The sequence below is a fragment of the Streptomyces sp. NPDC102278 genome (assembly GCF_044766345.1).
Taxonomy (GTDB): Bacteria; Actinomycetota; Actinomycetes; order Streptomycetales; family Streptomycetaceae; genus Streptomyces.
On the sequence record NZ_JBIWLV010000006.1, the window covers coordinates 161448 to 181418 of the forward strand.

The window sequence follows — 19971 nt, forward strand, 5'->3', positions numbered from 1 at the left end:
TCCCGCGTCGCCCCGCCCCGCGTCGGCCCCGCCGGCCCGCGCATGTCGCCCGGTCGTCCGGCCGCGGCGCGCGGCACAGTGGGGTCATGAACGCTGACGACAGGAACATTCTGGCCCGGGGGCACGTCGCGACCCGGCTGCCCGCCCAGGACCTGGAGCGGGCGCGGCGCTTCTACGCCGAGCGGCTCGGCCTGGAGCCGGTGGACGAACGGCCCGGCGGGCTGTTGTACCGGTGCGGGGGCACGGAGTTCGTCCTGTACGCGTCGACGGGGGCGTCGCCCGGCACGTTCACCCAGATGGCATGGGTCGTGGACGACCTGGCGTCGGTGGTGTCGCAGCTGCGGCGGCGCGGGGTGCGGTTCGAGGAGGTCGACGCGCCCGGGCTCCACACCACGGACGGGATCGCCGAGATCGACGGGAACTATCCGAGCAAGGGCGCGCGGGGTGAGCGCGCCGCCTGGTTCCGCGACAGCGAGGGGAACCTGGTGGGGATCGGCGAGCCGATCCTCTGACCGGCCCGCCGGCCTCAACCGAGCGGGTGGCGCACCCACACGTTCGGTTCCACGTACACCGCGTACCCCCGCTCCGCCTCGCACCGGACGGGGACGAGCGCGCCCGGCACCCGCACCGGGCCGGTGACGTCGAAGGGCAGGCCGGTCCACTCCCGCCAGTCGGCCAGGGACCCGCTGATCGTCATCGACAGCGGGGCCACGGAGTCGATGACGGCTCCGGCGCGCACGTGGACCCGCAGCCACGGGTCGTGGGGCAGCCCGTCCTCACGCGTGCGGTACGCGTACACGTCCATCGGGGTGTCCGGCTCGGCGTGCTTGCCGTTCGGCCGGACGGGAGCCACGACCTCGGCGAAGCCGCGGGCGCGGGCGTTGTCCCGCATGGCCGCCAACATCCGTCCCGACAGGCCCTCGCCCTGCCGGTCGGCGGCGACGGTGATCTCGACGGCGCCGACGGTGTCGGGCTCGGCCGCGCGGCGCAGGTCGGAGAAGGCCCACAGCAGGATCTGGTCCCAGCCGCGGGCGGGCAGCACGCCGGCGCCGCGACCGTCCGCGTGCAGGGCGAAGGGCAGGCTGAACGCCCTGGCGATCACCGCGTCGCCGTCCGTGCAGACCAGCACGTGGTCGGGGAACTCGGCCACCATGCGCGGGTACAGCAGCCAGGCGAGCGAGTCGTGACCGGCGAACGGGGGCCACGGGTCCTTCATGTCCCAGAGCCGGTCGGCCAGTTCGGGACGGCGGGCCAGGGTGGTGATCTCGATGCCGGTCATGGGCGCAGGCCAGGCACGACCCGTCCGCCCTTCAACCGAATTTGCGGGGGCGGCGTCAGACGTGCGGGCCGAGACCCGAGCGCAGCCGCTGGGCGGCCTCGGTCAGCTCCCCCGCGCCGGCGACCCCGGCGAAGCTGAGCCGTACGTAGGGGCCCGGCGGTTCCGCGCAGAAGTACGGGCGGCCGGGCGCGACGGCCACCCCGGCCCGCAGGGCCGAGGCGACGAAGGCGGCCTCGTCCGCGCCCTCCCCGAGCCGGAGCCACAACTGGTATCCGCCGGAGGGCGGATGGGGAAGGGTCAGCGCAGGGAGCTCCCGGCGCAGGGCGCCCGCGAGGACGTCCCGGCGGTGGCGCAGCTCCGCGGCGACGGCCCGCAGGTGCCGGGGCCAGGCGGGCGCGCCGACCAGTTCGAGCGCGGCCTCCTGGAGCGGGCGGGACACGAAGAAGCTGTCCACGACCTGGATGGCCCGCAGCCGGTCGAGGACCGGGCCCCGGGCGGCCAGTGCCCCCACCCGCAGGCTGGGCGAGGTGGCCTTGGTCAGCGACCGTACGTGGACGACGACCCCGTCGGCGTCGTCGGCGGCGAGGGTGGCGGGCAGCGGCCCGGCGTCCTCGTGGGCCAGGTTCCGCGCGTAGTCGTCCTCGACCACGAAGGCCCCGGCCGCGCGCGCGATCCGTACCACCTCCGCGCGGCGCGCGGTCGCGAGGACGACGCCGGTCGGGTTCTGGAACAGCGGCTGGCAGACGAAGACGCGGGCGCCCGTCGCCTCGAAGGCGGCGGCCAGCAACTCCGGCCGGACCCCCTCGGCGTCGACGGGGACCGGCACGGGACGGCAGCCCGAGGCGCGGGCGATGGCGAGCAGCCCGGGGTAGGTGGGCGACTCCACGAGGATCGGCGCGCCGGGCGGGGCCAGCGCCCGCAGCGCGGTGGTCAGGGCGCTCTGCCCGCCCGCGGTGACCAGCACGTCGGCCGCCGAGACCGCGCCGCCGATCTCGCGGGCGAACCAGTCGCGCAGTTCGGGCAGTCCCTCCACCGGGGGCCGGCTCCACGCGCCGGGCCGGCGGCCGGCCCGGGCGAGGGCGGCCGCCATGGCCCGCTCGGGCTGGAGCGAGGGGTGCAGGTAGCCGCTGTTCAGCTCGATCACCCCGGACGGCGGGGCGGCCAGCGAGACGAGCACCCCGGAGGCGTCCACGGACCGCGGGACCACGTCTCCCGCGCCCTCCCCGCTGAGGGTGACCTCCTGCCAGGAGGTGTCCCCGGAGGCGGGTTCCGCGGAGCGCGCTCGGGCCCGGAAGACCCCGGCGCCGGGTCGGGTGACGACCAGTCCCTCGGCCGCGAGCAGGGCGAGGGCGCGCGACACGGTGACGGGACTGACCCGGTAGTGCTCCACCAGAGCCCGGCTCGACGGGAGCTTTCCACCCACCGAGTAGCGGTTGAGTTCGGACTTGAGGGATTCGGCCAGCTCCGCCGCACTGCTACGCTCGTACATGACAGCACAGAATAGCGCTACTCGCTCGACTTCGATAGCGGTTCAGGGCGGGGCCAGAAGCGGATCCGCTCTCGCGGGCCTCGGGGTCGTCGCCTTCTCGCTGACCTTCCCGGCCACCGCCTGGGGCCTGGAGAGCTTCGGCCCTTGGTCCCTCGTCGCCGTGCGCAGCGTCCTCGCCGCGGCGATCGCGGGCGCTTTCCTGCTGGCCCGCCGGGTACCGCTGCCCGACCGCGCACACTGGGCGGGGCTCGCTGTCGTCGCCGCGGGGGTGGTCGTCGGCTTCCCCCTGCTCACCACCCTCGCGCTCCAGACCTCCACCACCTCGCACGCCGCCGTCGTGGTCGGCCTGCTCCCGCTGACCACCGCCGTGGTGTCCTCGCTGCGTACGGGCGCCCGGCCGTCGAAGGGGTTCTGGGCCGCGGCCGTCGCCGGAGCGGTGATCGTGCTCGGGTTCACGCTCGGCCAGAGCGGCGGCTCCCTCTCGGCCGGCGACGGCTACCTCTTCGGGGCGCTGCTCGTCTGCGCCGCCGGCTACACCGAGGGCGGTCGGCTCGCGCGCCTGCTGCCGGGCTGGCAGGTGATCGGCTGGGCCCTGGTGCTGTGCCTGCCGCTCAGCCTCGCCGGTTCCGTGCTGGGGTTGACGTACGAGCCGGTGCACCTGACCGCGCACGGGGTGATCGGGCTGGTCTGGGTGGCGGCGGGCTCGACCTTCCTGGGGCTGTACGTCTGGTACCGGGGCATGGCCGAGATCGGCGCGGCCCGGGCCAGCCAGCTCCAGCTCGCGCAGCCCCTGCTGACGTTGGTCTGGTCGGTGGCGCTGCTCGGCGAGCACATGTCCCCGGCCGCACCGGTGGCGGCCGGTGCGGTCCTGGTCTGCATCGCGGTGACGCAGCGGGTCAAATAGTGCGGGAACGCCCTAAACTGCTAGCACCGGATCAGAGCGCCTTGTGAGGGAGGCCAGCCATGCGCGCGACCGAGGGCGACCAGTTGGTACAGCACGGCAGGATCGTGGGCCAGCACGACAAGGTGGGTGAGATCACCCAGGTCCTGGGAGAGAACGGAACCCCTCCCTACCGGGTCCGCTTCCAGGACGGGCACGAGGCCGTGATGTCCCCGGGCCCCGACTGCGTCGTGAAGCACCCGCCCGAGCCCACCCACTGACCCCGGCCACCCGAACCGACGCACGTCCCGGGGCCCGGCCCGACGCACACCCCCGGACGCACCTCGGCGCGCGCCCCTCTCATCGCGGCGGCATCCGCGTCGGATAGTGATCGGCCACCACCCTGGCCATCGCCCCGTTGGGGTCCGCGACCACCTGCTTCGCCGAGAAGTAGCAGTGGCCGCGGACCTGCGCGTGGTCCCGGGCGAAGCGCACGTGCCGAGACAGCTCCCCCGGGTCGCGCCACGCCGCGGTGGGGCTGTCGGCGTCGCAGCGGTAGAGCGCCTCCCCCACGTACAGGTCCACGCCAGTGCCCTCGACCGTGCGCGCCCACCACGGCACGATCGAGGCGTAGTCGGCGGTGGGATGGCCGATCTGCCAGTAGGCCTGCGGCGCGATGTAGTCGATCCAGCGCTCCTTGACCCACTTGCGGGTGTCCGCGTACAGGTCGTCGTACGTGCCGATGCCCGCCCGGGTCGGGGAGCCCAGCGGATCCACGCCCTCGTTGCGCCAGACCGCGAACGGGCTGATGCCGAACCTCGCCGCGGGACGGACCGTGCGCAGTTGCCCGGACATCTCCTTCACCAGGGTGTCGGTGTTGTGCCGCCGCCAGTCGGCCCGGGAGGCGAAGGAACCGCCGTACTCCTCGAAGGCCTCGTCGTCGTCGAAGTCCTCGCCGTCCACGGGGTACGGGTAGAAGTAGTCGTCCCAGTGCACCGCGTCGACCGGGTAGCGGGCGACCGCGTCGAGCATGGCCCGCTGCACGAAGGCCCGCACCTCGGGCAGTCCCGGGTTGTAGTACAGCTTGCCGCCGTACGGGACCGTCCAGCCGGGGTTGCGGCGGGCCGGGTGCGCGGGGGTGAGCCGGGTCGGGTCGGTGTGGTTGGCCACCCGGTACGGGTTGAACCAGGCGTGCAGCTCCAGCCCCCGCGCGTGGGCCTCGGTGACCGCCGTGCCCAGCGGGTCCCAGCCGGGGTCGACCCCCTGGGTTCCGGTCAGCCACTGCGACCAGGGCTCCAGCCCGGAGGGCCACAGGGCGTCGGCGGCGGGTCGGACCTGGAGGACCACCGCGTTCAGCCGCCGCTCGACGGCCGTGTCGAGGAGCGCGAGGAGTTCGGCGCGCTGCGCGGCGGCGGAGAGCCCCGCCTCGGAGGGCCAGTCGACGTTCTGTACGGAGGCGATCCACATCCCCCGGAACTCCGAGGCCGGCGCCCCCGTCGGCACCGGCCTTCGCCCCTCGGGTCGTGTCCGGCCCGCCGCCCCGGCGGGCCCCGCCCCCGTGGCCGAGGCCAACAGCCCCGCGCCCGCCGCCAGCAGTCCCCGCCGCCCGATGTACGTCATGTGACGACTCCGTTCCGTTCCGTGACAATGCGTTGCGTGCGCCCAGCATGCCCGCCCCGGCCCGCCGGCCGGGGCAAGGTCGGGGGTAACGTCGGGGGGCGTGGCGGGCGCCGGAACGCAGTTACCACTGCCCAGTACGGGGGACCCGCGATGGATGAGCAGCGAAAGGCACGATGTGACGGACCTCTCTACCCTCCCGACCGACATCGCACGCGTCGGCGTGGTGGGCTGTGGCCAGATGGGCGCGGGCATCGCGGAGGTGTGTGCCCGCAGCGGTCTTGAGGTGATGGTCGCCGAGACCACCGGCGAGGCCCTGGAGATCGGGCGCACCCGGCTGCACAACTCCCTGATGAAGGCCGCCGAACGCGGCAAGATCAGCGAGGAGGAGCGGGACGCCACCCTGGCCCGCCTCACCTTCACCACCGACCTCGGCGAGTTCGCCGACCGCGACCTCGTCATCGAGGCCGTCGTCGAGAACGAGCAGGTCAAGACGGAGATCTTCCAGGTACTCGACCAGGTGATCACCCGCCCGGACGCGATCCTCGCCTCCAACACCTCCTCGATCCCGCTGGTCAAGCTGGCCGTCGCCACCTCGCGGCCCGACCAGGTCATCGGCATCCACTTCTTCAACCCGGCCCCGGTGCAGCAGCTCGTCGAGCTGATCCCGGCGCTGACCACGGGCGAGGAGACCATCAAGCGGGCCGAGGCCCTGGTGCGGGACGTGCTGGGCAAGCACGCGATCCGCGCCCAGGACCGATCCGGCTTCGTGGTCAACGCCCTGCTCATCCCGTACCTGCTGTCGGCGATCCGGATGTTCGAGTCCGGCATCGCGAGCCGCGAGGACATCGACAACGGCATGGAGCTGGGCTGCGCCCACCCGATGGGCCCGCTGAAGCTCGCGGACCTGATCGGCCTGGACACGGTGGCCTCGGTGGCGGACTCGATGTACGCGGAGTTCAAGGAGCCGCTGTACGCCGCTCCCCCGCTGCTCCAGCGCATGGTCGACGCGGGCCGCCTCGGGCGCAAGACGGGCTCGGGCTTCTACCCGTACGCCTGATCCTTCGAGGGCCGGGCCGAGGGCACGACTAGGCCTGCCGCAGATGGTGCAGGAGCAGCAACCCGGCCGCCATGTTGGCGGCCGGGATCTCGCCGCGCGCGATCATGTCCGGCACCAGCTTGAGCGGGACCCACTCACGGCGCGAGGACTCGAAGTCGTCCTCGGGGTGGCCGATGTACGTGGCCCCGTCCGCCCAGTAGAGGTGGTGGCGGGCGTCGGTCAGCCCGTTGGAGGGTTCCACGGTCATCAGGTGGTGGAGCGGGCCGGGCCGCCAGCCCGACTCCTCCTCCATCTCCCGGGCGGCGGCGACGGCGACGTCCTCGCCGTCCTCGACCACGCCGGCGGGCAGTTCCCAACCCCAGCTGTCGGTGATGAAGCGGTGCCGCCACAGCAGCAGCACCTCGTTGGCGGCGTTGACGGCCGTGGCGACCGCCACCGGCCGCAGCCGGATCACGAAGTGGTCCAGGTGCCGCCCGTCGGGGAGTTCCACATCCGCGAGGTTCACATCGAACCAGCGGTTCTTGTACACGGTCTGCTCACTCAGGTTCATCCACTGCACGGTTGTGCCACCTTCCGATTCGTCGGTGGCAACATGGCAGCAGTTCGACCCCTTACAGGGGAACGCGCAGCGCCCCGTCGATGAGCCGGGCCGACTCCTGCGCACGGGCGCAACCACTGGTCAGGAGCCCCTCCCTGACCGCCCGCAGCCGATCCCGCAGCCGCCGCGACTCCATCCCCTGGGCCCGCTCGGCCATCTCCACCGCGGCCGGAACCGCCCGGTCCGGCTCCCCCTGCCGCAGTTGCACCTCGCACAGGATGGCCAGCCGGTGGACCCGGCCGCGGTCGTGCGCGGGCGTCCCGACGGCGGCCTCCGCCTGGGCGTGGGCGGCCTCCAGGTCGCCGAGGCTGAGCAGCGCCTCCGCCACCTGGACGTTGACCAGCCCCGGCTGCACGTATCCCGTCTCCGCCGGCTCGGTACCGGGTCGGATCCGCTCGGCGTCCGCCTCCGCCTGCCGGATGCACGCCAACGCGGCCGCCCCGTCGCCGAGTCGGGCGTACGCCTTCGCCTGCATCGCGTGCAGGTCCGCGGCCAGCGCCGGGGTGGTGTGCCGGCCGGCGGTCCGCAGCGCGGCCTCGGCGAAGGCCACGGCCTGCCGGTGGTCCCCCAGGTACAGCGACTGGTTGACGAGCAGCGCGATCACGTACGCCCCGAGTCCCCGGTCCCCGCTGGCCTTCGCCATCCTCAGGGCCTGGTGGAAGTACCGCTGGGCGGCGCCGTGGGCGTCGGAGTCGTACGCGCAGATGCCCGCGACGGCCACCAGCGAGCCGGTGGCCCGGTGCAACCGCCGACCGAGCGCGTCGGGGTAACTCCCGCGCAGCATCGGCGCGGTCTCGGTGCCCAGGAAACGGACGATCCGCGCCCGGGTGGCCATCCCGCCGGCCCTGCGGTACATCAACTCGTAGTGCGCGCGGGCGGCCCTGAGGACCTCGATGTGCTCGGGCCCGATCCGCAGCGGGCCGTCGCGCGACACGTCGCAGTCCTCGGGCGGGTTCTCCCACTCCCAGACCGGCATGACGGCCGACGTGCCCGTGACCGCCTCGTCGGACCGCAGCGGGGACCGGCCCTGTTCGTCGGAGCGCCACAGGGCGGCGGCCCGGTCCACGAACCCGTTCAGCGGGGTCGCGTGGGGCGCGGGCCGGCCGGTCGCGCCGAGCCCGACGTCGTCGAGCGTGACGGGCCTGCGCAGCCGGCCGCCGAGCACCTCGCAGATCAGCACGGGCACCTGGCCGCGCGGCCGCTGCCCCTTCAACCAGCGGGAGACCGCGGTGTGTTCGTAGCGCAGGGCGAGCCCGAGGCCACGACCCGCCTGGTTGACGTGCGCGGCGAGTCCGGCGTGGGACATGCCCGCCTCCGCGAGGAGGGCGTCGAGCAGGGCGTTGGGCTGCATGGGGCCCTCCAAGGGCTCGTCCGCATCAGGCTAATGGGTGGGCGGTTCACACGGGGTGTGAAACGAGTACGCGCATAAATGCGATACGCACCCTGCCGCGGAGGTGTCCCGGAGCGCTTCACTTAAGGGCCTCGTCAAGAGGCGGCTCGGGTCGTCGGCTCCCCCTCGTACAGTGCGACGACCCGGCACCGCGCCGCCCGTCCTGTTGTCTGCCCGACACTCCACGGCAGGACGGGCGGCGCGCCACGGTTGCGCCGGCGCCCGGTTGGTCGCCGGGAACCGGCCGGAACCGGGCCGACCGCGCACCGGGCCCATCCACCGGGCCCGGTGCGTGACGGCCTGCCCGCGCCCCGCACCGACACCGGGCATCCACCGCACCGAACGACCGAGGGGCGCGTCCGGTGATCCGGACGCGCCCCTCGGCAGGCCTGTGTCGGCGGTGCGCTCACGCGCCCCGCAGCACCGCGCCCGTCCGCTCGCCGGCCAGGGCCACCGCCGCGTCGCGCGCGGCCGTGGACTCCTCGGCGGTCAGCGTGCGGTCGGCCGCCCGGAAGCGCAGCGCGTACGCGAGGGACTTCTTGCCCTCGCCCACCTGCTCACCGGTGAACACGTCGAACAGCCGCAGGGACTCCAGCAGTTCGCCCGCGCCACCGCGCAGCGCGTCCTCGACCGCCGCGGCGGGCACCGAGGCGTCCACGATCAGCGCGACGTCCTGGGTCGCCACCGGGAAGGAGGAGATCCGGGGCGCCTGGAGGGCCTCGCCACCGGCCGCCGCGAGGCGGTCCAGGTCGAGCTCCATGGCGCTGGTGCGGGCCGGCAGGCCCATCGCCTTGACCACGCGCGGGTGCAGCTCACCGGCGTGGCCGATGACCGTCTCCACCCCGTCGAGGGTGACGAGCAGCTCGGCGCACCGACCCGGGTGCCAGGGGCCGTACTGGCCCTGGCGCACGGTGAGTTCGGCGCCGGCCTCGACGGCCAGCGAGCGCGCCGCCTGGACCGCGTCGGCCCAGCCCGCCGGGTACCCCTTGCCCCACCAGCCGGCCTGCTCGCGCGCTCCGGCGAGCACGACCGCGGCGTACCGCGGCTGGGCCGGCAGGGCGGCGTTCAGGGTGGCGATCTCCTCGTCCGTGGGACGCCGGTCGACGGGCAGTCGTACGGCGACACCCGGCTGCGGGCCGGCGAGGAAGACCGAACCGGTCTCGAAGAGCGCGAGGTCGTGGCTGCCCCGGCTGTCGTTGCGGCGCAGCGCGTTCAGCAGCCCCGGCAGCAGCGTGGTGCGCAGCGCCGGCTCCTCGTCGGAGATCGGGTTGACGAGCTTGACGACCCGGCGGGCGGTGTCGTCCGCGGCCAGCTGGAGCTGGTCGAAGACGGCCTCGCCGAGGAACGGGTAGCTGAGGGCCTCGACGTAGCCCGCGCCGGCCAGCGCGCGGCCCACCCGGCGGTGCAGCTGCTGCCGGGCGGTCAGACCGCGACCGGACGGCACCTGCGGCAGGGTCGACGGGAGGTTGCCGTAGCCCTCCAGCCGGATGACCTCTTCGGCGAGGTCGTTGGGCTCGGCGAGGTCGGGGCGCCACGACGGGACGGTGACGACGAGCTCGTCCTGCCCGTAGACGTCGCAGCCGATCTCCTGGAGGCGGCGGACGACGGTCTCGCGGCCGTAGTCCATGCCCGCGACGCGGTCCGGGTGGTCGGCCCTCATGGCGACGGTGCGCGGGGCGCCCGGGGCGATGAGGTCGGTGACCCCGGCCTCGGCGGTGCCGCCCGCGACCAGCACGAGCAGGTCCACGGTCCGCTGCGCGGCCGCGGCGGCGGCCTGCGGGTCCACGCCCCGCTCGAAGCGCTTGGAGGCCTCGGAGGACAGCTTGAGGCGGCGGGCGGTGCGCGAGATCGACACGGCGTCGAAGTGCGCCGCCTCGATGACCACGTCGGTGGTGCCCGTGACCCGGCCGGTCTCGGGGTCGGTGACGGAGTCGGCGATCTCGGTGTTGGCACCGCCCATGACACCCGCGAGCCCGATCGGGCCGCTGTTGTCGGTGATCACCAGGTCCTCGGCGTCGAGCGTGCGCTTGACCCCGTCGAGGGTGGTGAACTTCTCGCCCTGCTCGGCACGGCGGACGCCGATGGCGCCGTCGATGCGCGAGCGGTCGTAGGCGTGCAGCGGCTGACCGAGTTCCAGCATCACGTAGTTGGTGATGTCGACGGCGAGCGAGATCGGGCGCATGCCCGCCTTCTGCAGCCGGCGGCTGAGCCAGATCGGGGAGCGCGCCTCGGGGTCGAGACCGGTCACGGTGCGGGCGGTGAAGCGGTCGCAGCCGGCGGGGTCGTCGATCTTGACGAGGTAGCCGTAGGAGTTCGGCGCGGGCACGTCGAGCAGCGCCGGGTCGCGCAGCGGCAGGCCGTAGGCGGTGGCGGCCTCGCGGGCCACACCGCGCAGCGACATGCAGTAGCCGCGGTCCGGGGTGATGTCGATGTCGAGGACCTCGTCGACGAGCTGGAGCAGCTCGATCGCGTCGGTGCCGACCTCGTGCTCGTGCGGCAGCACGATGATGCCGTGCGTGCCGTCGTCGCCCATGCCCAGCTCTTCGCCGGAGCAGATCATGCCGTGCGAGGTCTTGCCGTACGTCTTGCGCGAGGCGATCGCGAAGTCGCCGGGCAGCACCGCGCCGGGCAGGACCACGACGACCTTGTCGCCGACGGCGAAGTTCCGGGCGCCGCAGACGATCTCCTGCGGCTCGCCGGTGCCGTTGGCCCGACCGACGTCGACCGTGCAGAAGCGGATGGGCTTGCGGAAGCCCTCCAGCTCCTCGATGGTCAGGACCTGACCGACGACGAGGGGGCCCTTGAGCCCGGCGCCGAGCTGCTCGACGGTCTCGACCTCGAGGCCGGCGTCGACGAGCTTGGCGGCCACGTCGCGGCCGGTCTCACCTGCGGGGAGGTCTACGTACTCCCGCAGCCAGGAAAGCGGGACCCGCATCAGATCTCCATCCCGAACGGCCGGGTGAAACGAACGTCACCCTCGACCATGTCTCGCATGTCTTCCACGTTGTGCCGGAACATCAGCATCCGCTCGATGCCGAATCCGAAGGCGAAGCCGCTGTACTTCTCCGGGTCCACCCCACAGGCGACGAGCACCTTGGGGTTGACCATGCCGCAGCCGCCGAGCTCGATCCAGCCCTCGCTGGAGCAGGTGCGGCAGGGGCGGTCGGGGTTGCCCACCGACGCGCCGCGACACACGTAGCACTGCATGTCCATCTCGGCGGACGGCTCGGTGAACGGGAAGAAGTGCGGTCGCAGGCGCGTGGTGGTGCCCTCGCCGAACAGCTCCTGGACCATGTGGTCCATGGTGCCCTTGAGGTCCGCCATGGTCAGGCCCTCGTCCACGGCGAGCAGCTCGACCTGGTGGAAGACCGGGGTGTGCGTCGCGTCGAGCTCGTCGGTGCGGTACACCCGACCCGGGCAGACGATGTAGACGGGGGGCTTGCGCTCCAGCAGCGAGCGCGCCTGCACCGGGGAGGTGTGGGTGCGCAGCACGACACCGGACTCGTCGCCCTCGGTGCCCTCGGGCCCTTGGACGAAGAAGGTGTCCTGCATCTGGCGCGCGGGGTGGTCGGGGGTGAAGTTGAGGGCGTCGAAGTTGAACCACTCCGCCTCGACCTCGGGCCCCTCCGCGACCTCGTACCCCATGCCCGTGAAGATGTCCGCGATGCGGTCCATCAGCGTGGTCAGGGGGTGGCGCGCGCCGGCCGGGATCCGGTCGTGGGGCAGCGTGACGTCCACGGCCTCCTCGACCAGCACCCGCTCGTCGCGCTCGGCCTCCAGGGCGACCGTGCGGGCCCCGAAGGCCTTGTTCACGGCGCCTCGGGCCTGCCCGACGCGCTTGCCCGCCTCGGCCTTGGCCTGGGGCGGCAGGGCGCCGATCTCGCGGTTGGCGAGCGCCAGGGGCGAGCGGTCGCCCATGTGCGCGGTCTTCGCCTCGCGAAGTGCGTCGAGGTCGCCGGCGGACGCGAAGGCGGCGAGCGCCTCGTCCCGCATGCGCTCGATCTCTTCCGGTTTCAGTGCCTCGACCTCGACAGGGTCGTACGACTTGTTCGGTGCCGACATCTCTTCCCGTACTTCCGATGGCTGGCTGGTGGATCCCCGCGCGACCCGCTCGACAGTCTCGACCGACCCGTTCTGCACAAGGACACAAAGGTGCCAAAGGTCGAGTCTAAAGGTCGCCGGGGGTGAAGGAGCCCGTGGGCCGCCTGGCGAGACCCTCCGCGGGGTTACTGCGTGAGATAGGCCGGGGCGGCGACGGGCAGGATGAATCGGAACTCGGCGCCGCCGTCGGGACCGCGGCCGACCGCGATGGTCCCGCCGTGCGCCTCCACGATGCCCTTGACGATGTACAGGCCCAGCCCGGTGCCGCCGCGCTTGCTGCCGCGCCAGAAGCGGGTGAAGACGCGTCCCATCGACTCTTCGGGGATGCCGGGGCCTTCGTCGGTCACGGTGACGGCGGTTCCCTTCTCGGTCTTCCCCGCGGCGTTCGCGAAAGTGGTCGGCGACACGTCGATGGTGACGGTTCCCTCGCCGTGCCGCACCGCATTTTCGAGGAGGTTGCCGAGGATCTGGTCGATCTTGTCCGGGTCTGCCCAGAGATCGGGCAGCGGACGGCTGACGCGTACGAAGAACCGCTCGGGGGCCTGGCCGTTCGCGGTGAGCGCCTGGACGTGCCGGCCGACGGCGGTGGCGATGTCCACGGGCTGCCGGCGGACCTCCAGCCGGCCGGAGTCGATCCGGGAGATGTCGAGGAGTTCGGCGATGAGGCGGGTGACACGGTTCGCGTCGGCGTCGACGGTCTCCAGCATCAGCCGTTTCTGGTCGTCGGTGAACCGCTCCCACTTGGCGAGCAGGGTCGCCGTGAACCCCTTCACGGAGGTGAGCGGCGAACGCAGCTCGTGCGCGACGGTCGCGATCAGCTCGGCGTGGCTGCGCTCGGTGCGCCGTCTGGCCTCGGTTCCCCGCAGGGTGACCACCAGGCGGGTCAGCGGGCCGGTGGGGTGGGTGCGCACGTAGCGCGCGGAGACCAGGACCTCCCGCCCGCCGGGGAGCAGCAGGTTCCGCTCGGGCTGGCCGCGCCGGGTGGCCAGGCCCCCGTACGGGTCGGTCAGCGCCCACCAGCGGCGGCCTTCGAGGTCCTCGAGCGGCAGCGCCCGGTCGATCGCCGCCCCGATCGCCTCGCCGGCCGGGAGGGCGGTGATGCGGGCGGCGGCGGCGTTGAAGCAGATGACCCGGCCCGTGTGGTCGGCGACGACCAGTCCGTCGGGCAGGTCGTCGGGGTCGATGCCGAGGCCGGCGAACTCCGACGCGGGCGGCCGCCGGTCGGCGGCGCGGGCGGGCGTGGCCTGCGTGGGAACGCCCCGGGCGGCCCGGGCCGGGACGGCCGGGGGCGGCGGTCCGGCCGCCTCGACGGCCGCCGGCGTGCTGTTCGTACCGACGCTCATGTCCCCGTACCCCACATCTCCGAGTAACGCAGTGGGCCCCCCGGCCCGCCACATTACTAGCTGGGGGTCACGGAGCGGCACCCTCCGGGCGCCCGCTGTGCACGCGCGGAGGCGTAGAGGCACACGGCGGCGGCCGTGGCGAGGTTCAGGCTCTCCGCCTTGCCGTGGATCGGGACCCGTACGACGGCGTCCGCCAGGGCCCTGGTCTCCTCCGGCAGGCCCCAGGCCTCGTTGCCGAACACCCAGGCCGAGGGACCGCCCATGGTGCCGGCGTCGAGTTCGGCGTCGAGGTCGTCCTCGCCGGCTCCGTCGGCCGCCAGGATCCGTACGCCGGCCGCCCGCAGCCCCTCGACGGCCTGTTCCACGGGCACTCCGACCGCCACCGGGAGGTGGAAGAGGGAGCCGACCGATGCGCGTACGGACTTCGGGTTGTACAGGTCCACGGAGGCGTCGGTCAGCACCACGGCGTCGGCGCCGGCGGCGTCCGCGCAGCGCAGCACGGTGCCCGCGTTGCCGGGGTCGCGCACGTGGGCGAGGACGGCGACGAGCTTGGGACCCGCCTTGAGGATGTCCTCGAAGGGCGAGTCCAGGAAGTGGCAGACGCCGACCAGGCCCTGGGGGGTGACGGTCTGCGAGACCTCCGCGAGGACCTCGTCGTCGGCGTAGTGCACGCGCGCCCCGGCCAGCAGCGCGGCCTCGACGATGTCGGCGTAGCGCTCTGCGGCCTCGACGGTGGCGAACAGCTCGATGAGGGTCGACGCGCCTCCCGGGCCGCGGTGCTCGACGGCCTCGCGGACCGCCTGCGGGCCCTCGGCGATGAACCGGCGCTCCTTGGTGCGGAAGTTGCGCCGCGCCAGGCGCCTGGCGGCGGCCACCCGGGTGGATCGGGGGGAGATCGGCTCGGGGGTGCCCATGTGTCTGCGGTTCTCTCTCGGGTCCGGAGCGTGGCTCCGCGCTTTCGCCGGCGGACGGAGCCCGGCGGGCGGCGGGAGCCACCGTGGTGGCGGGGTGCGAGGTCCCGCCCCGGCGGTGCGGGGCGAAAGCACACGGACCCGCAGGCGTGGAGCCTGCGGGTCCGTGGGTGCCGACCGCGTGACGCGGCCGGCTACGCCTTAGGCAGCGGCCTTCGGGGCGTTGACGTCGGCCGGAAGCGCCTTCTGCGCGACCTCGACGAGCGCGGCGAACGCGTTGGCGTCGTTGACGGCCAGCTCCGCGAGGATCTTGCGGTCCACCTCGATGTTGGCGGCCTTCAGACCCTGGATGAGGCGGTTGTACGTCATGCCGTTCTGGCGCGCAGCGGCGTTGATGCGCTGGATCCACAGCTGACGGAAGTCGCCCTTGCGCTTCTTGCGGTCGTTGAAGTTGTAGACCAGCGAGTGGGTGACCTGCTCCTTGGCCTTGCGGTACAGGCGCGAACGCTGACCGCGGTAGCCGGAGGCCGCCTCGAGGATCGCCCGGCGCTTCTTGTGGGCGTTTACTGCCCGCTTGACGCGTGCCACTTTTTAACTCCTTGTAGCGGGGCCGTGGTTGTCTTCACACGGCCCGAATTCGATGGGGTCCCGGTCCTGACGTCCCGCTCCCGTGGTGGGAGCGGCGAGCGTCACTTGCCGAGAAGCTTCTTGATCTTCGCGGCGTCGCCGGGAGCCATCTCCGCGGTGCCGGTCAGGCGGCGGGTGACACGGGACGACTTGTGCTCGAGCAGGTGGCGCTTGCCGGCGCGCTCACGGAGCACCTTGCCGGAGCCGGTGATCTTGAAGCGCTTCTTGGAACCGCTGTGCGTCTTGTTCTTCGGCATAGCGCCGTTATCTCCTCGTCGGTGGCGCCCCCCACCGGTCCGTTGCGGGACCGGCTCGCGGGAGCGTCATGTTGTGTCGGTGATCCGAGACGGGCTGCCCCGGAATCAGGCCTCGGCAGGTGCCTCGTGAGAGGTGTCCGCCTCGTCGGAGGTCGCCTCGGCGGAGGCGACCTCGCCTTCGGCGTCCTCCGTCACCTCGACGACGTCCTCGGAAGGAGCCTCGTCGTCGGTGAGGGCGACACCCTGGCGCTCGGCCTTGCGGGCGGCCTGCGCCTCGCGGGCTTCGGCCATCGCCTCGGTCTTCTTCTTGTGCGGACCGAGAACCATGATCATGTTTCGGCCGTCCTGCTTCGGGTTCGACTCGATGAACCCGAGGTCCTCGACGTCCGAGGCGAGACGCTGCAGCAGTCGGTAACCGAGTTCCGGCCGGGACTGCTCGCGACCACGGAACATGATCGTGATCTTGACCTTGTCGCCCTGCTTGAGGAACCGAACGACGTGACCCTTCTTGGTGTCATAGTCGTGCGGGTCGATCTTCGGCCGGAGCTTCATTTCCTTGATGACCGTGTGCGCCTGGTTCTTGCGCGCCTCACGGGCCTTCATGGCCGACTCGTACTTGAACTTGCCGTAGTCCATGAGCTTGCAGACCGGCGGGCGTGCGGACGCCGCGACCTCGACCAGGTCGAGGTCGTACTCCTGCGCGAGTTCAAGCGCCTTCGCAAGCGGCACGATGCCGACCTGCTCGCCGCTGGGACCGACGAGTCGTACCTCGGGAACGCGAATCCGGTCGTTGATGCGGGGCTCGGTGCTGATGGATCCTCCTCGGTAGCACCACACGACTGCCTGGCAGACAGCCGCTGACGATATGGTCGTCAGACCTACCGCGGCGGGGAATGCAAAAAAGCCCCGCCGGGCACAGGCAGGGGCTCCAAAAGACCGGAGCACCGCCGCATGCGAACGCGGGGCGCAACTCGGGCAGCTTTCCATCGTCCGTACGGAACGATGGATACCGCCTGACCGGTGACCCGCCACCCCGGAGGGCGGTCAGGTGGGAGATCGGAGCCTCCACTTGTGGGCCGGGGACATGCGTCTCCGGCCGGTCGTTAGCCCAATATAGCACTGCGCGCCAGACCCGCTCACCCCGAGGACCGGTCGGCGGGCCGCGCGGCCCGGCTTATCGTGTGGGACATGACTGACGCGACCCCCACTCCCGCCACCGACGCCGACCAGGCCCCCGACTACGACGCCATGACCCGCGACATCGCGGACGTGCCCGCCGTCGAGGTGATCACCACGGTGGCCGTGCACCTGCTGAGCGCCGCGGCGGTCAACCTGGGCCTGGACAAGCCGGATTCCGAGTACAAGGACCTCGACGAGGCCCGCAAGCTGATCACGGCCCTGGCCGGACTGGTCACCGCGAGCGCCACCGAGATCAGCTCCTTCCACGCGGCTCCGCTGCGCGACGGTCTGAAGTCGCTGCAGCTGGCCTTCCGCGAGGCCTCCCTGGTGCCGGACGAGCCGGGCCAGGGGCCGGGCGAGAAGTTCACCGGTCCCGTCTTCTCCTGACCGTCTCCTGCCGACCGGGGCGCGTGCGAGGCCCCGACCGGAACGAAACCGACGATGGCCGGCTCGGAACCCTCCGAGCCGGCCATCGTCGTTCGCGTACGTCCCTCAGCGGACGTACAGCGGCTCGCCCGGCGGCGCCGGCGCGTCCGGCGGCAGCAGCGCCAGGTCCAGCCCGCGCACCAGCCGGCCGCGCAGGGTCTCGTCGGCGGCGATGGCCTCGGCCACCCGGCGCGCGGTCGCGGCCGGCGGGGCATCGGCGGCCGGCACGATCGCGAGCGTCCCGTCGGCGTCCCCCCGACCCGCGACCAGATGGGCCCGGAGCACGGCGGGCTCGGCGGCCACGGCCGCCCGCACCGCCTCGCGCACGGCGGGATCGTCCACCGGGCTCGCCCCCGTCCGGCCCTCCGCGAGGGCGAGCAGCGCCGGACCGCTCAGCTGGTACGTCACCGGTCCGGCCAGATCGAGGACGATCGTGTCGGCCTTCTCGTGCGCGGCGGCGGCCAGGGCCTGGTGCAACGGCACCGCGACCGGGCGGGCGGCCGGGTCCCAGAGCGCCAGCGAGGCGGTCGAGGTGAAGGCGGGCAGCGCCCGCCGGTCCCCCGCCGTGAGGGTGGGGACCGCCATGTCGCTGGTCTTCTCGCGCTTGAGCCCGGTCTGCGGATCGGTCTCCACCTCGCCGAGGACCGCGACCACGGGGACCAGCAGGCGGGCGCCCGCGAGGGCGGCCAACACCTCCGGTTCCCGCGCCCGGTCCAGGGACCAGGCGGCCAGGGCCGCGCTCAGGACGGGATCGGCGGAGCCGTCGTCGTCGGAGAAACCGGGGTCGGGAATGTTCTTGTTCGCCACAATCAACCGACCCTATCCCGCCGCGAAACCCTCGGACGCCGGGCCAGTACGCCGGCCAGTGCGAGCAGCACCACACCCGCGGCGGCCGCCGCCGGGGCCCCCAGGCGTGCCGTGCGTTGCGGTGGGCGGACGGGCTCGGGGCCGGGGCCGAAGTACTCCCGGCCGGCCGGGACGGGGGTGGGCAGCGGCCCTTCGGGGCGGAGCGTGTCCGCCGCCTGGAGGGCGGCGACCGCGTCCACCGTGCCGTGGCCCCGGGCGTCGTCGCGGCCTCCGGAGGGGGCGTCGGAGGCGGTGTCCTCCAGCAGCTTCTTGATCTGCGCCGGGGACAGTTCCGGGTGGGCGGCCTTGACCAGGGCCACGGTGCCGGAGACGAAGGCGGCCGCGGCGCTGGTGCCCCACGCCTCGTAGTAGGAGCGGTCGGGGTCGGCGATGACCACGTCCACGCCGGGGGCGCTGACGGTCGCGTACCAGTGGCGGGTGGAGAAGTCGGCCTTGCGGCCCTCGCGGTCGACGGCGGTGACGGCGATGACCCCCGGGTAGGCGGCCGGGTAGGAGGTGGGGTCGCCGCGCTCGCCGCCGTTGCCCGCGGAGGCGACGACGACCACGCCCCTGCCCAGCGCGTAGCGGACCGCCTCGTCCTCGCCGCCCTCGTGGTGGGCGGACTCGCTGTCGTCGCCGAGCGAGAGGTTGATGACGTCGGCGCCGTGGTCGGCGGCCCAGCGGATGCCCTCGGCGAGGGCCCCGGACTTGCTTCCGCGGGCCTTCGCCCGGCCCGGGTCGGCCTCTTCCAGGATCACCCGCACCGGCAGGATCCTGGCCTGCGGGGCGATGCCGAGGATGCCCTGGCCGCGGCTGGGGCCGTGGCCGCGTCCGGCGATGATGCTCGCCATGGCGGTGCCGTGCCGGGCCCAGGCGCGGTCGCCGCGGCCGGCGCCCATGCCGACGAGGTCGGTGCCGTCGAGCACTTGACCGGCGAGGTCGGGGTGGGTGGCGTCCACGCCGGTGTCGAGGACGGCCACCGTGACCCCGTCGCCCTGGGTGGTTCCCCACGCCTCCTCGGCGCGCAGGGCCAGCAGGCCCCACTGGCGGTCCCGGATGGCGTCGGCGGAGGCGGGGTGCGCACCGGCCGCCGCGAGGAGGGCGGCCAGGGCGAGCGCGGCGGCGGCGCGGGCGCGGCTCACGGGCGGGCGGCTCACGGGCGGGCCTTCCGGTCCGGGGCGGGTGACGCGGGCGGGGCGGCGAGGGCGGCCACCGCGCGCCCCACCTCCGCCGCGACGGCCTTGGCGTCGTGGCCGAGACCGGACTCGGCCACGACGCCGGTCGCGTCCTGCCGGACGGCCTCCTCGGCGGGCCGGGGGGCGTCCGGTGCGCGTCCGTCGGCGAAGGCGGAGACGGTGTAGAGGATCGCCGGGGCCCCGGAGACGGGGTTCGCGGTCCAGGCGGCGCGCCGGGAGTCGGAGAACCCGAAGGCGTGGGGAAGGGTCATCCGGTCGCGGAAGCCGGCCATCGTGGCGGAGTCCGCGGTGGTGAAGACCAGGCCGACGGCGATCAGGGAGCTGCGGGTGGAGTCGATGTAGGTGGCGCGGAGCACGCGGGCGCAGCCGGTGTCGGCCAGGGTCGCCCGCCAGGTGGCGTCGAGCGCGGCCGGGCAGTCGACGTCGGGGGCGAGGGCGATCCGGGTCCAGGAGCGGTCGGCGCCGTCGGGGCCGGCGTCGCGGCCGTCGAGGGCGGGCGGGAAGAGGCGGTCGACGGGGGCGTCGCGCCAGAGCGTGGCCGCCTTGCGGTAGGCGGCGTCGGGGGCCACGGGGCGGTGCGCGGCCCGGTGTTCGTTCCAGGCGGTGATCGCGGCTCCGCCGACGAGGCCGGCTCCCAGGACTCCGGACAGGACGGCCGCCACCACGCGGGCGGGGCCTCGGCGCGGGGGCGGGTCGGGCTCGACCAGGACCGCCGATCGCGGTGTGGACGTCGTCATCCGGCTGCTCCGCCCCCGTTCCTACGCTGCGGCCT

Annotated in this window: 20 protein-coding genes; 5 read left to right on the forward strand and 15 right to left on the reverse strand. The window is 73.5% G+C overall.

Translation table 11 applies throughout. The annotated features are described in order from the left end of the window. Nucleotides 1–86: 86 nt before the first annotated feature. Nucleotides 87–512 (forward strand): VOC family protein, encoded by a 426-nt coding sequence (locus tag ACIRO3_RS17580; RefSeq protein ID WP_404137419.1) that lies wholly within the window; start codon nucleotides 87–89, stop codon nucleotides 510–512. 14 nt (nucleotides 513–526) lie between these two features. Here ACIRO3_RS17580 and ACIRO3_RS17585 read toward each other — a convergent pair whose 3' ends face one another. Beyond that, nucleotides 527–1279 carry an N-acetyltransferase gene (locus ACIRO3_RS17585; RefSeq protein WP_404137422.1) on the reverse strand — a complete coding sequence of 251 codons (753 nt, stop codon included), beginning with the start codon at nucleotides 1277–1279 and terminating at the stop codon, nucleotides 527–529. A gap of 55 nt (nucleotides 1280–1334) precedes the next feature. Further along, entirely contained in the window at nucleotides 1335–2768 is a 1434-nt protein-coding gene (locus ACIRO3_RS17590; protein ID WP_404137424.1) for a PLP-dependent aminotransferase family protein, read from the reverse strand. Between ACIRO3_RS17590 and ACIRO3_RS17595 the strand changes: the two genes are divergently transcribed. After that, on the forward strand, nucleotides 2767–3672 hold the full coding sequence (locus ACIRO3_RS17595; RefSeq protein WP_404137428.1) for a DMT family transporter: 906 nt from the start codon (nucleotides 2767–2769) through the stop codon (nucleotides 3670–3672). The genes ACIRO3_RS17590 and ACIRO3_RS17595 overlap by 2 nt on opposite strands. A 59-nt stretch (nucleotides 3673–3731) precedes the next feature. Then, nucleotides 3732–3929 carry a DUF1918 domain-containing protein gene (locus ACIRO3_RS17600; RefSeq protein ID WP_053681924.1) on the forward strand — a complete coding sequence of 66 codons (198 nt, stop codon included), beginning with the start codon at nucleotides 3732–3734 and terminating at the stop codon, nucleotides 3927–3929. 79 nt (nucleotides 3930–4008) lie between these two features. Here ACIRO3_RS17600 and ACIRO3_RS17605 read toward each other — a convergent pair whose 3' ends face one another. Then, nucleotides 4009–5268: a glycoside hydrolase family 10 protein gene (locus ACIRO3_RS17605; protein ID WP_404137431.1), complete on the reverse strand. Its 1260-nt coding sequence runs from the start codon at nucleotides 5266–5268 to the stop codon at nucleotides 4009–4011. 154 nt (nucleotides 5269–5422) lie between these two features. On the opposite strand from ACIRO3_RS17605, the gene ACIRO3_RS17610 reads away from it, so the two are divergent. Then, the gene (locus tag ACIRO3_RS17610) at nucleotides 5423–6325 is read left to right on the forward strand and encodes a 3-hydroxybutyryl-CoA dehydrogenase (RefSeq protein WP_266972306.1); all 903 of its coding nucleotides are present in this window, start codon (nucleotides 5423–5425) and stop codon (nucleotides 6323–6325) included. A gap of 28 nt (nucleotides 6326–6353) precedes the next feature. On the opposite strand, the gene ACIRO3_RS17615 is transcribed toward ACIRO3_RS17610, so the two are convergent. From ACIRO3_RS17615 to infC, 9 genes are all read right to left on the reverse strand, one after another. Continuing rightward, entirely contained in the window at nucleotides 6354–6875 is a 522-nt protein-coding gene (locus tag ACIRO3_RS17615; protein WP_404137434.1) for an NUDIX hydrolase, read from the reverse strand. A 61-nt stretch (nucleotides 6876–6936) separates the two neighbouring features. Further along, nucleotides 6937–8274, reverse strand: a complete 1338-nt coding sequence (locus ACIRO3_RS17620; RefSeq protein WP_361785406.1) for a transcriptional regulator — start codon at nucleotides 8272–8274, stop codon at nucleotides 6937–6939. Between the two features lie 445 nt (nucleotides 8275–8719). Continuing rightward, nucleotides 8720–11248, reverse strand: coding sequence for a phenylalanine--tRNA ligase subunit beta (gene pheT / locus ACIRO3_RS17625; protein WP_404137437.1), 2529 nt, complete (start codon nucleotides 11246–11248; stop codon nucleotides 8720–8722). Beyond that, nucleotides 11248–12375, reverse strand: coding sequence for a phenylalanine--tRNA ligase subunit alpha (pheS, locus tag ACIRO3_RS17630; protein WP_361786329.1), 1128 nt, complete (start codon nucleotides 12373–12375; stop codon nucleotides 11248–11250). Before pheS ends, pheT begins: the two co-directional genes overlap by 1 nt. A gap of 164 nt (nucleotides 12376–12539) precedes the next feature. Then, nucleotides 12540–13757, reverse strand: coding sequence for an ATP-binding protein (locus tag ACIRO3_RS17635; RefSeq protein WP_404137441.1), 1218 nt, complete (start codon nucleotides 13755–13757; stop codon nucleotides 12540–12542). A 56-nt stretch (nucleotides 13758–13813) separates the two neighbouring features. Further along, a complete protein-coding gene (locus tag ACIRO3_RS17640; RefSeq protein WP_366001065.1) occupies nucleotides 13814–14671 on the reverse strand; it encodes an RNA methyltransferase in 858 nt (285 codons plus the stop codon). A 198-nt stretch (nucleotides 14672–14869) separates the two neighbouring features. Further along, nucleotides 14870–15256 carry a 50S ribosomal protein L20 gene (rplT, locus tag ACIRO3_RS17645; protein ID WP_007263143.1) on the reverse strand — a complete coding sequence of 129 codons (387 nt, stop codon included), beginning with the start codon at nucleotides 15254–15256 and terminating at the stop codon, nucleotides 14870–14872. Nucleotides 15257–15357: 101 nt separating this feature from the next. Next, nucleotides 15358–15552 carry a 50S ribosomal protein L35 gene (rpmI, locus tag ACIRO3_RS17650; RefSeq protein ID WP_030387121.1) on the reverse strand — a complete coding sequence of 65 codons (195 nt, stop codon included), beginning with the start codon at nucleotides 15550–15552 and terminating at the stop codon, nucleotides 15358–15360. Nucleotides 15553–15657: 105 nt separating this feature from the next. After that, nucleotides 15658–16389, reverse strand: coding sequence for a translation initiation factor IF-3 (gene infC, locus ACIRO3_RS17655; RefSeq protein WP_404137446.1), 732 nt, complete (start codon nucleotides 16387–16389; stop codon nucleotides 15658–15660). A 351-nt stretch (nucleotides 16390–16740) separates the two neighbouring features. Here infC and ACIRO3_RS17660 point away from each other — a divergent pair, with 351 nt between their 5' ends. Next, nucleotides 16741–17118, forward strand: coding sequence for a DUF1844 domain-containing protein (locus tag ACIRO3_RS17660; protein WP_267799963.1), 378 nt, complete (start codon nucleotides 16741–16743; stop codon nucleotides 17116–17118). Nucleotides 17119–17223: 105 nt separating this feature from the next. Here ACIRO3_RS17660 and ACIRO3_RS17665 read toward each other — a convergent pair whose 3' ends face one another. Genes ACIRO3_RS17665 through ACIRO3_RS17675 form a run of 3 tightly spaced genes read right to left on the reverse strand, consistent with a single transcriptional unit; the run spans nucleotide 17224 to nucleotide 19936 of the window. Further along, entirely contained in the window at nucleotides 17224–17964 is a 741-nt protein-coding gene (locus ACIRO3_RS17665; RefSeq protein WP_404137450.1) for an SseB family protein, read from the reverse strand. 2 nt (nucleotides 17965–17966) lie between these two features. Next, complete coding sequence (gene mycP / locus ACIRO3_RS17670) at nucleotides 17967–19160, reverse strand: type VII secretion-associated serine protease mycosin (RefSeq protein WP_404137453.1); 1194 nt, start codon at nucleotides 19158–19160, stop codon at nucleotides 17967–17969. Further along, entirely contained in the window at nucleotides 19157–19936 is a 780-nt protein-coding gene (locus tag ACIRO3_RS17675) for a hypothetical protein (protein ID WP_404137456.1), read from the reverse strand. The genes mycP and ACIRO3_RS17675 overlap by 4 nt, the downstream gene beginning before the upstream one ends. Between the last annotated feature and the right edge of the window lie 35 nt (nucleotides 19937–19971).

What these genes read in the sequence shown, in the direction of transcription:
- ACIRO3_RS17580 (WP_404137419.1), top strand. Translation starts at nt 87, where the DNA reads ATGAACGCTGACGACAGGAACATTCTGGCCCGGGGGCACGTCGCGACC.
- ACIRO3_RS17585 (WP_404137422.1), bottom strand. Translation starts at nt 1,279, where the DNA reads ATGACCGGCATCGAGATCACCACCCTGGCCCGCCGTCCCGAACTGGCC.
- ACIRO3_RS17595 (WP_404137428.1), top strand. Translation starts at nt 2,767, where the DNA reads ATGACAGCACAGAATAGCGCTACTCGCTCGACTTCGATAGCGGTTCAG.
- ACIRO3_RS17590 (WP_404137424.1), bottom strand. Translation starts at nt 2,768, where the DNA reads ATGTACGAGCGTAGCAGTGCGGCGGAGCTGGCCGAATCCCTCAAGTCC.
- ACIRO3_RS17600 (WP_053681924.1), top strand. Translation starts at nt 3,732, where the DNA reads ATGCGCGCGACCGAGGGCGACCAGTTGGTACAGCACGGCAGGATCGTG.
- ACIRO3_RS17605 (WP_404137431.1), bottom strand. Translation starts at nt 5,268, where the DNA reads ATGACGTACATCGGGCGGCGGGGACTGCTGGCGGCGGGCGCGGGGCTG.
- ACIRO3_RS17610 (WP_266972306.1), top strand. Translation starts at nt 5,423, where the DNA reads ATGAGCAGCGAAAGGCACGATGTGACGGACCTCTCTACCCTCCCGACC.
- ACIRO3_RS17615 (WP_404137434.1), bottom strand. Translation starts at nt 6,875, where the DNA reads ATGAACCTGAGTGAGCAGACCGTGTACAAGAACCGCTGGTTCGATGTG.
- ACIRO3_RS17620 (WP_361785406.1), bottom strand. Translation starts at nt 8,274, where the DNA reads ATGCAGCCCAACGCCCTGCTCGACGCCCTCCTCGCGGAGGCGGGCATG.
- pheT (WP_404137437.1), bottom strand. Translation starts at nt 11,248, where the DNA reads ATGCGGGTCCCGCTTTCCTGGCTGCGGGAGTACGTAGACCTCCCCGCA.
- pheS (WP_361786329.1), bottom strand. Translation starts at nt 12,375, where the DNA reads ATGTCGGCACCGAACAAGTCGTACGACCCTGTCGAGGTCGAGGCACTG.
- ACIRO3_RS17635 (WP_404137441.1), bottom strand. Translation starts at nt 13,757, where the DNA reads ATGAGCGTCGGTACGAACAGCACGCCGGCGGCCGTCGAGGCGGCCGGA.
- ACIRO3_RS17640 (WP_366001065.1), bottom strand. Translation starts at nt 14,671, where the DNA reads ATGGGCACCCCCGAGCCGATCTCCCCCCGATCCACCCGGGTGGCCGCC.
- rpmI (WP_030387121.1), bottom strand. Translation starts at nt 15,552, where the DNA reads ATGCCGAAGAACAAGACGCACAGCGGTTCCAAGAAGCGCTTCAAGATC.
- ACIRO3_RS17660 (WP_267799963.1), top strand. Translation starts at nt 16,741, where the DNA reads ATGACTGACGCGACCCCCACTCCCGCCACCGACGCCGACCAGGCCCCC.
- ACIRO3_RS17675 (WP_404137456.1), bottom strand. Translation starts at nt 19,936, where the DNA reads ATGACGACGTCCACACCGCGATCGGCGGTCCTGGTCGAGCCCGACCCG.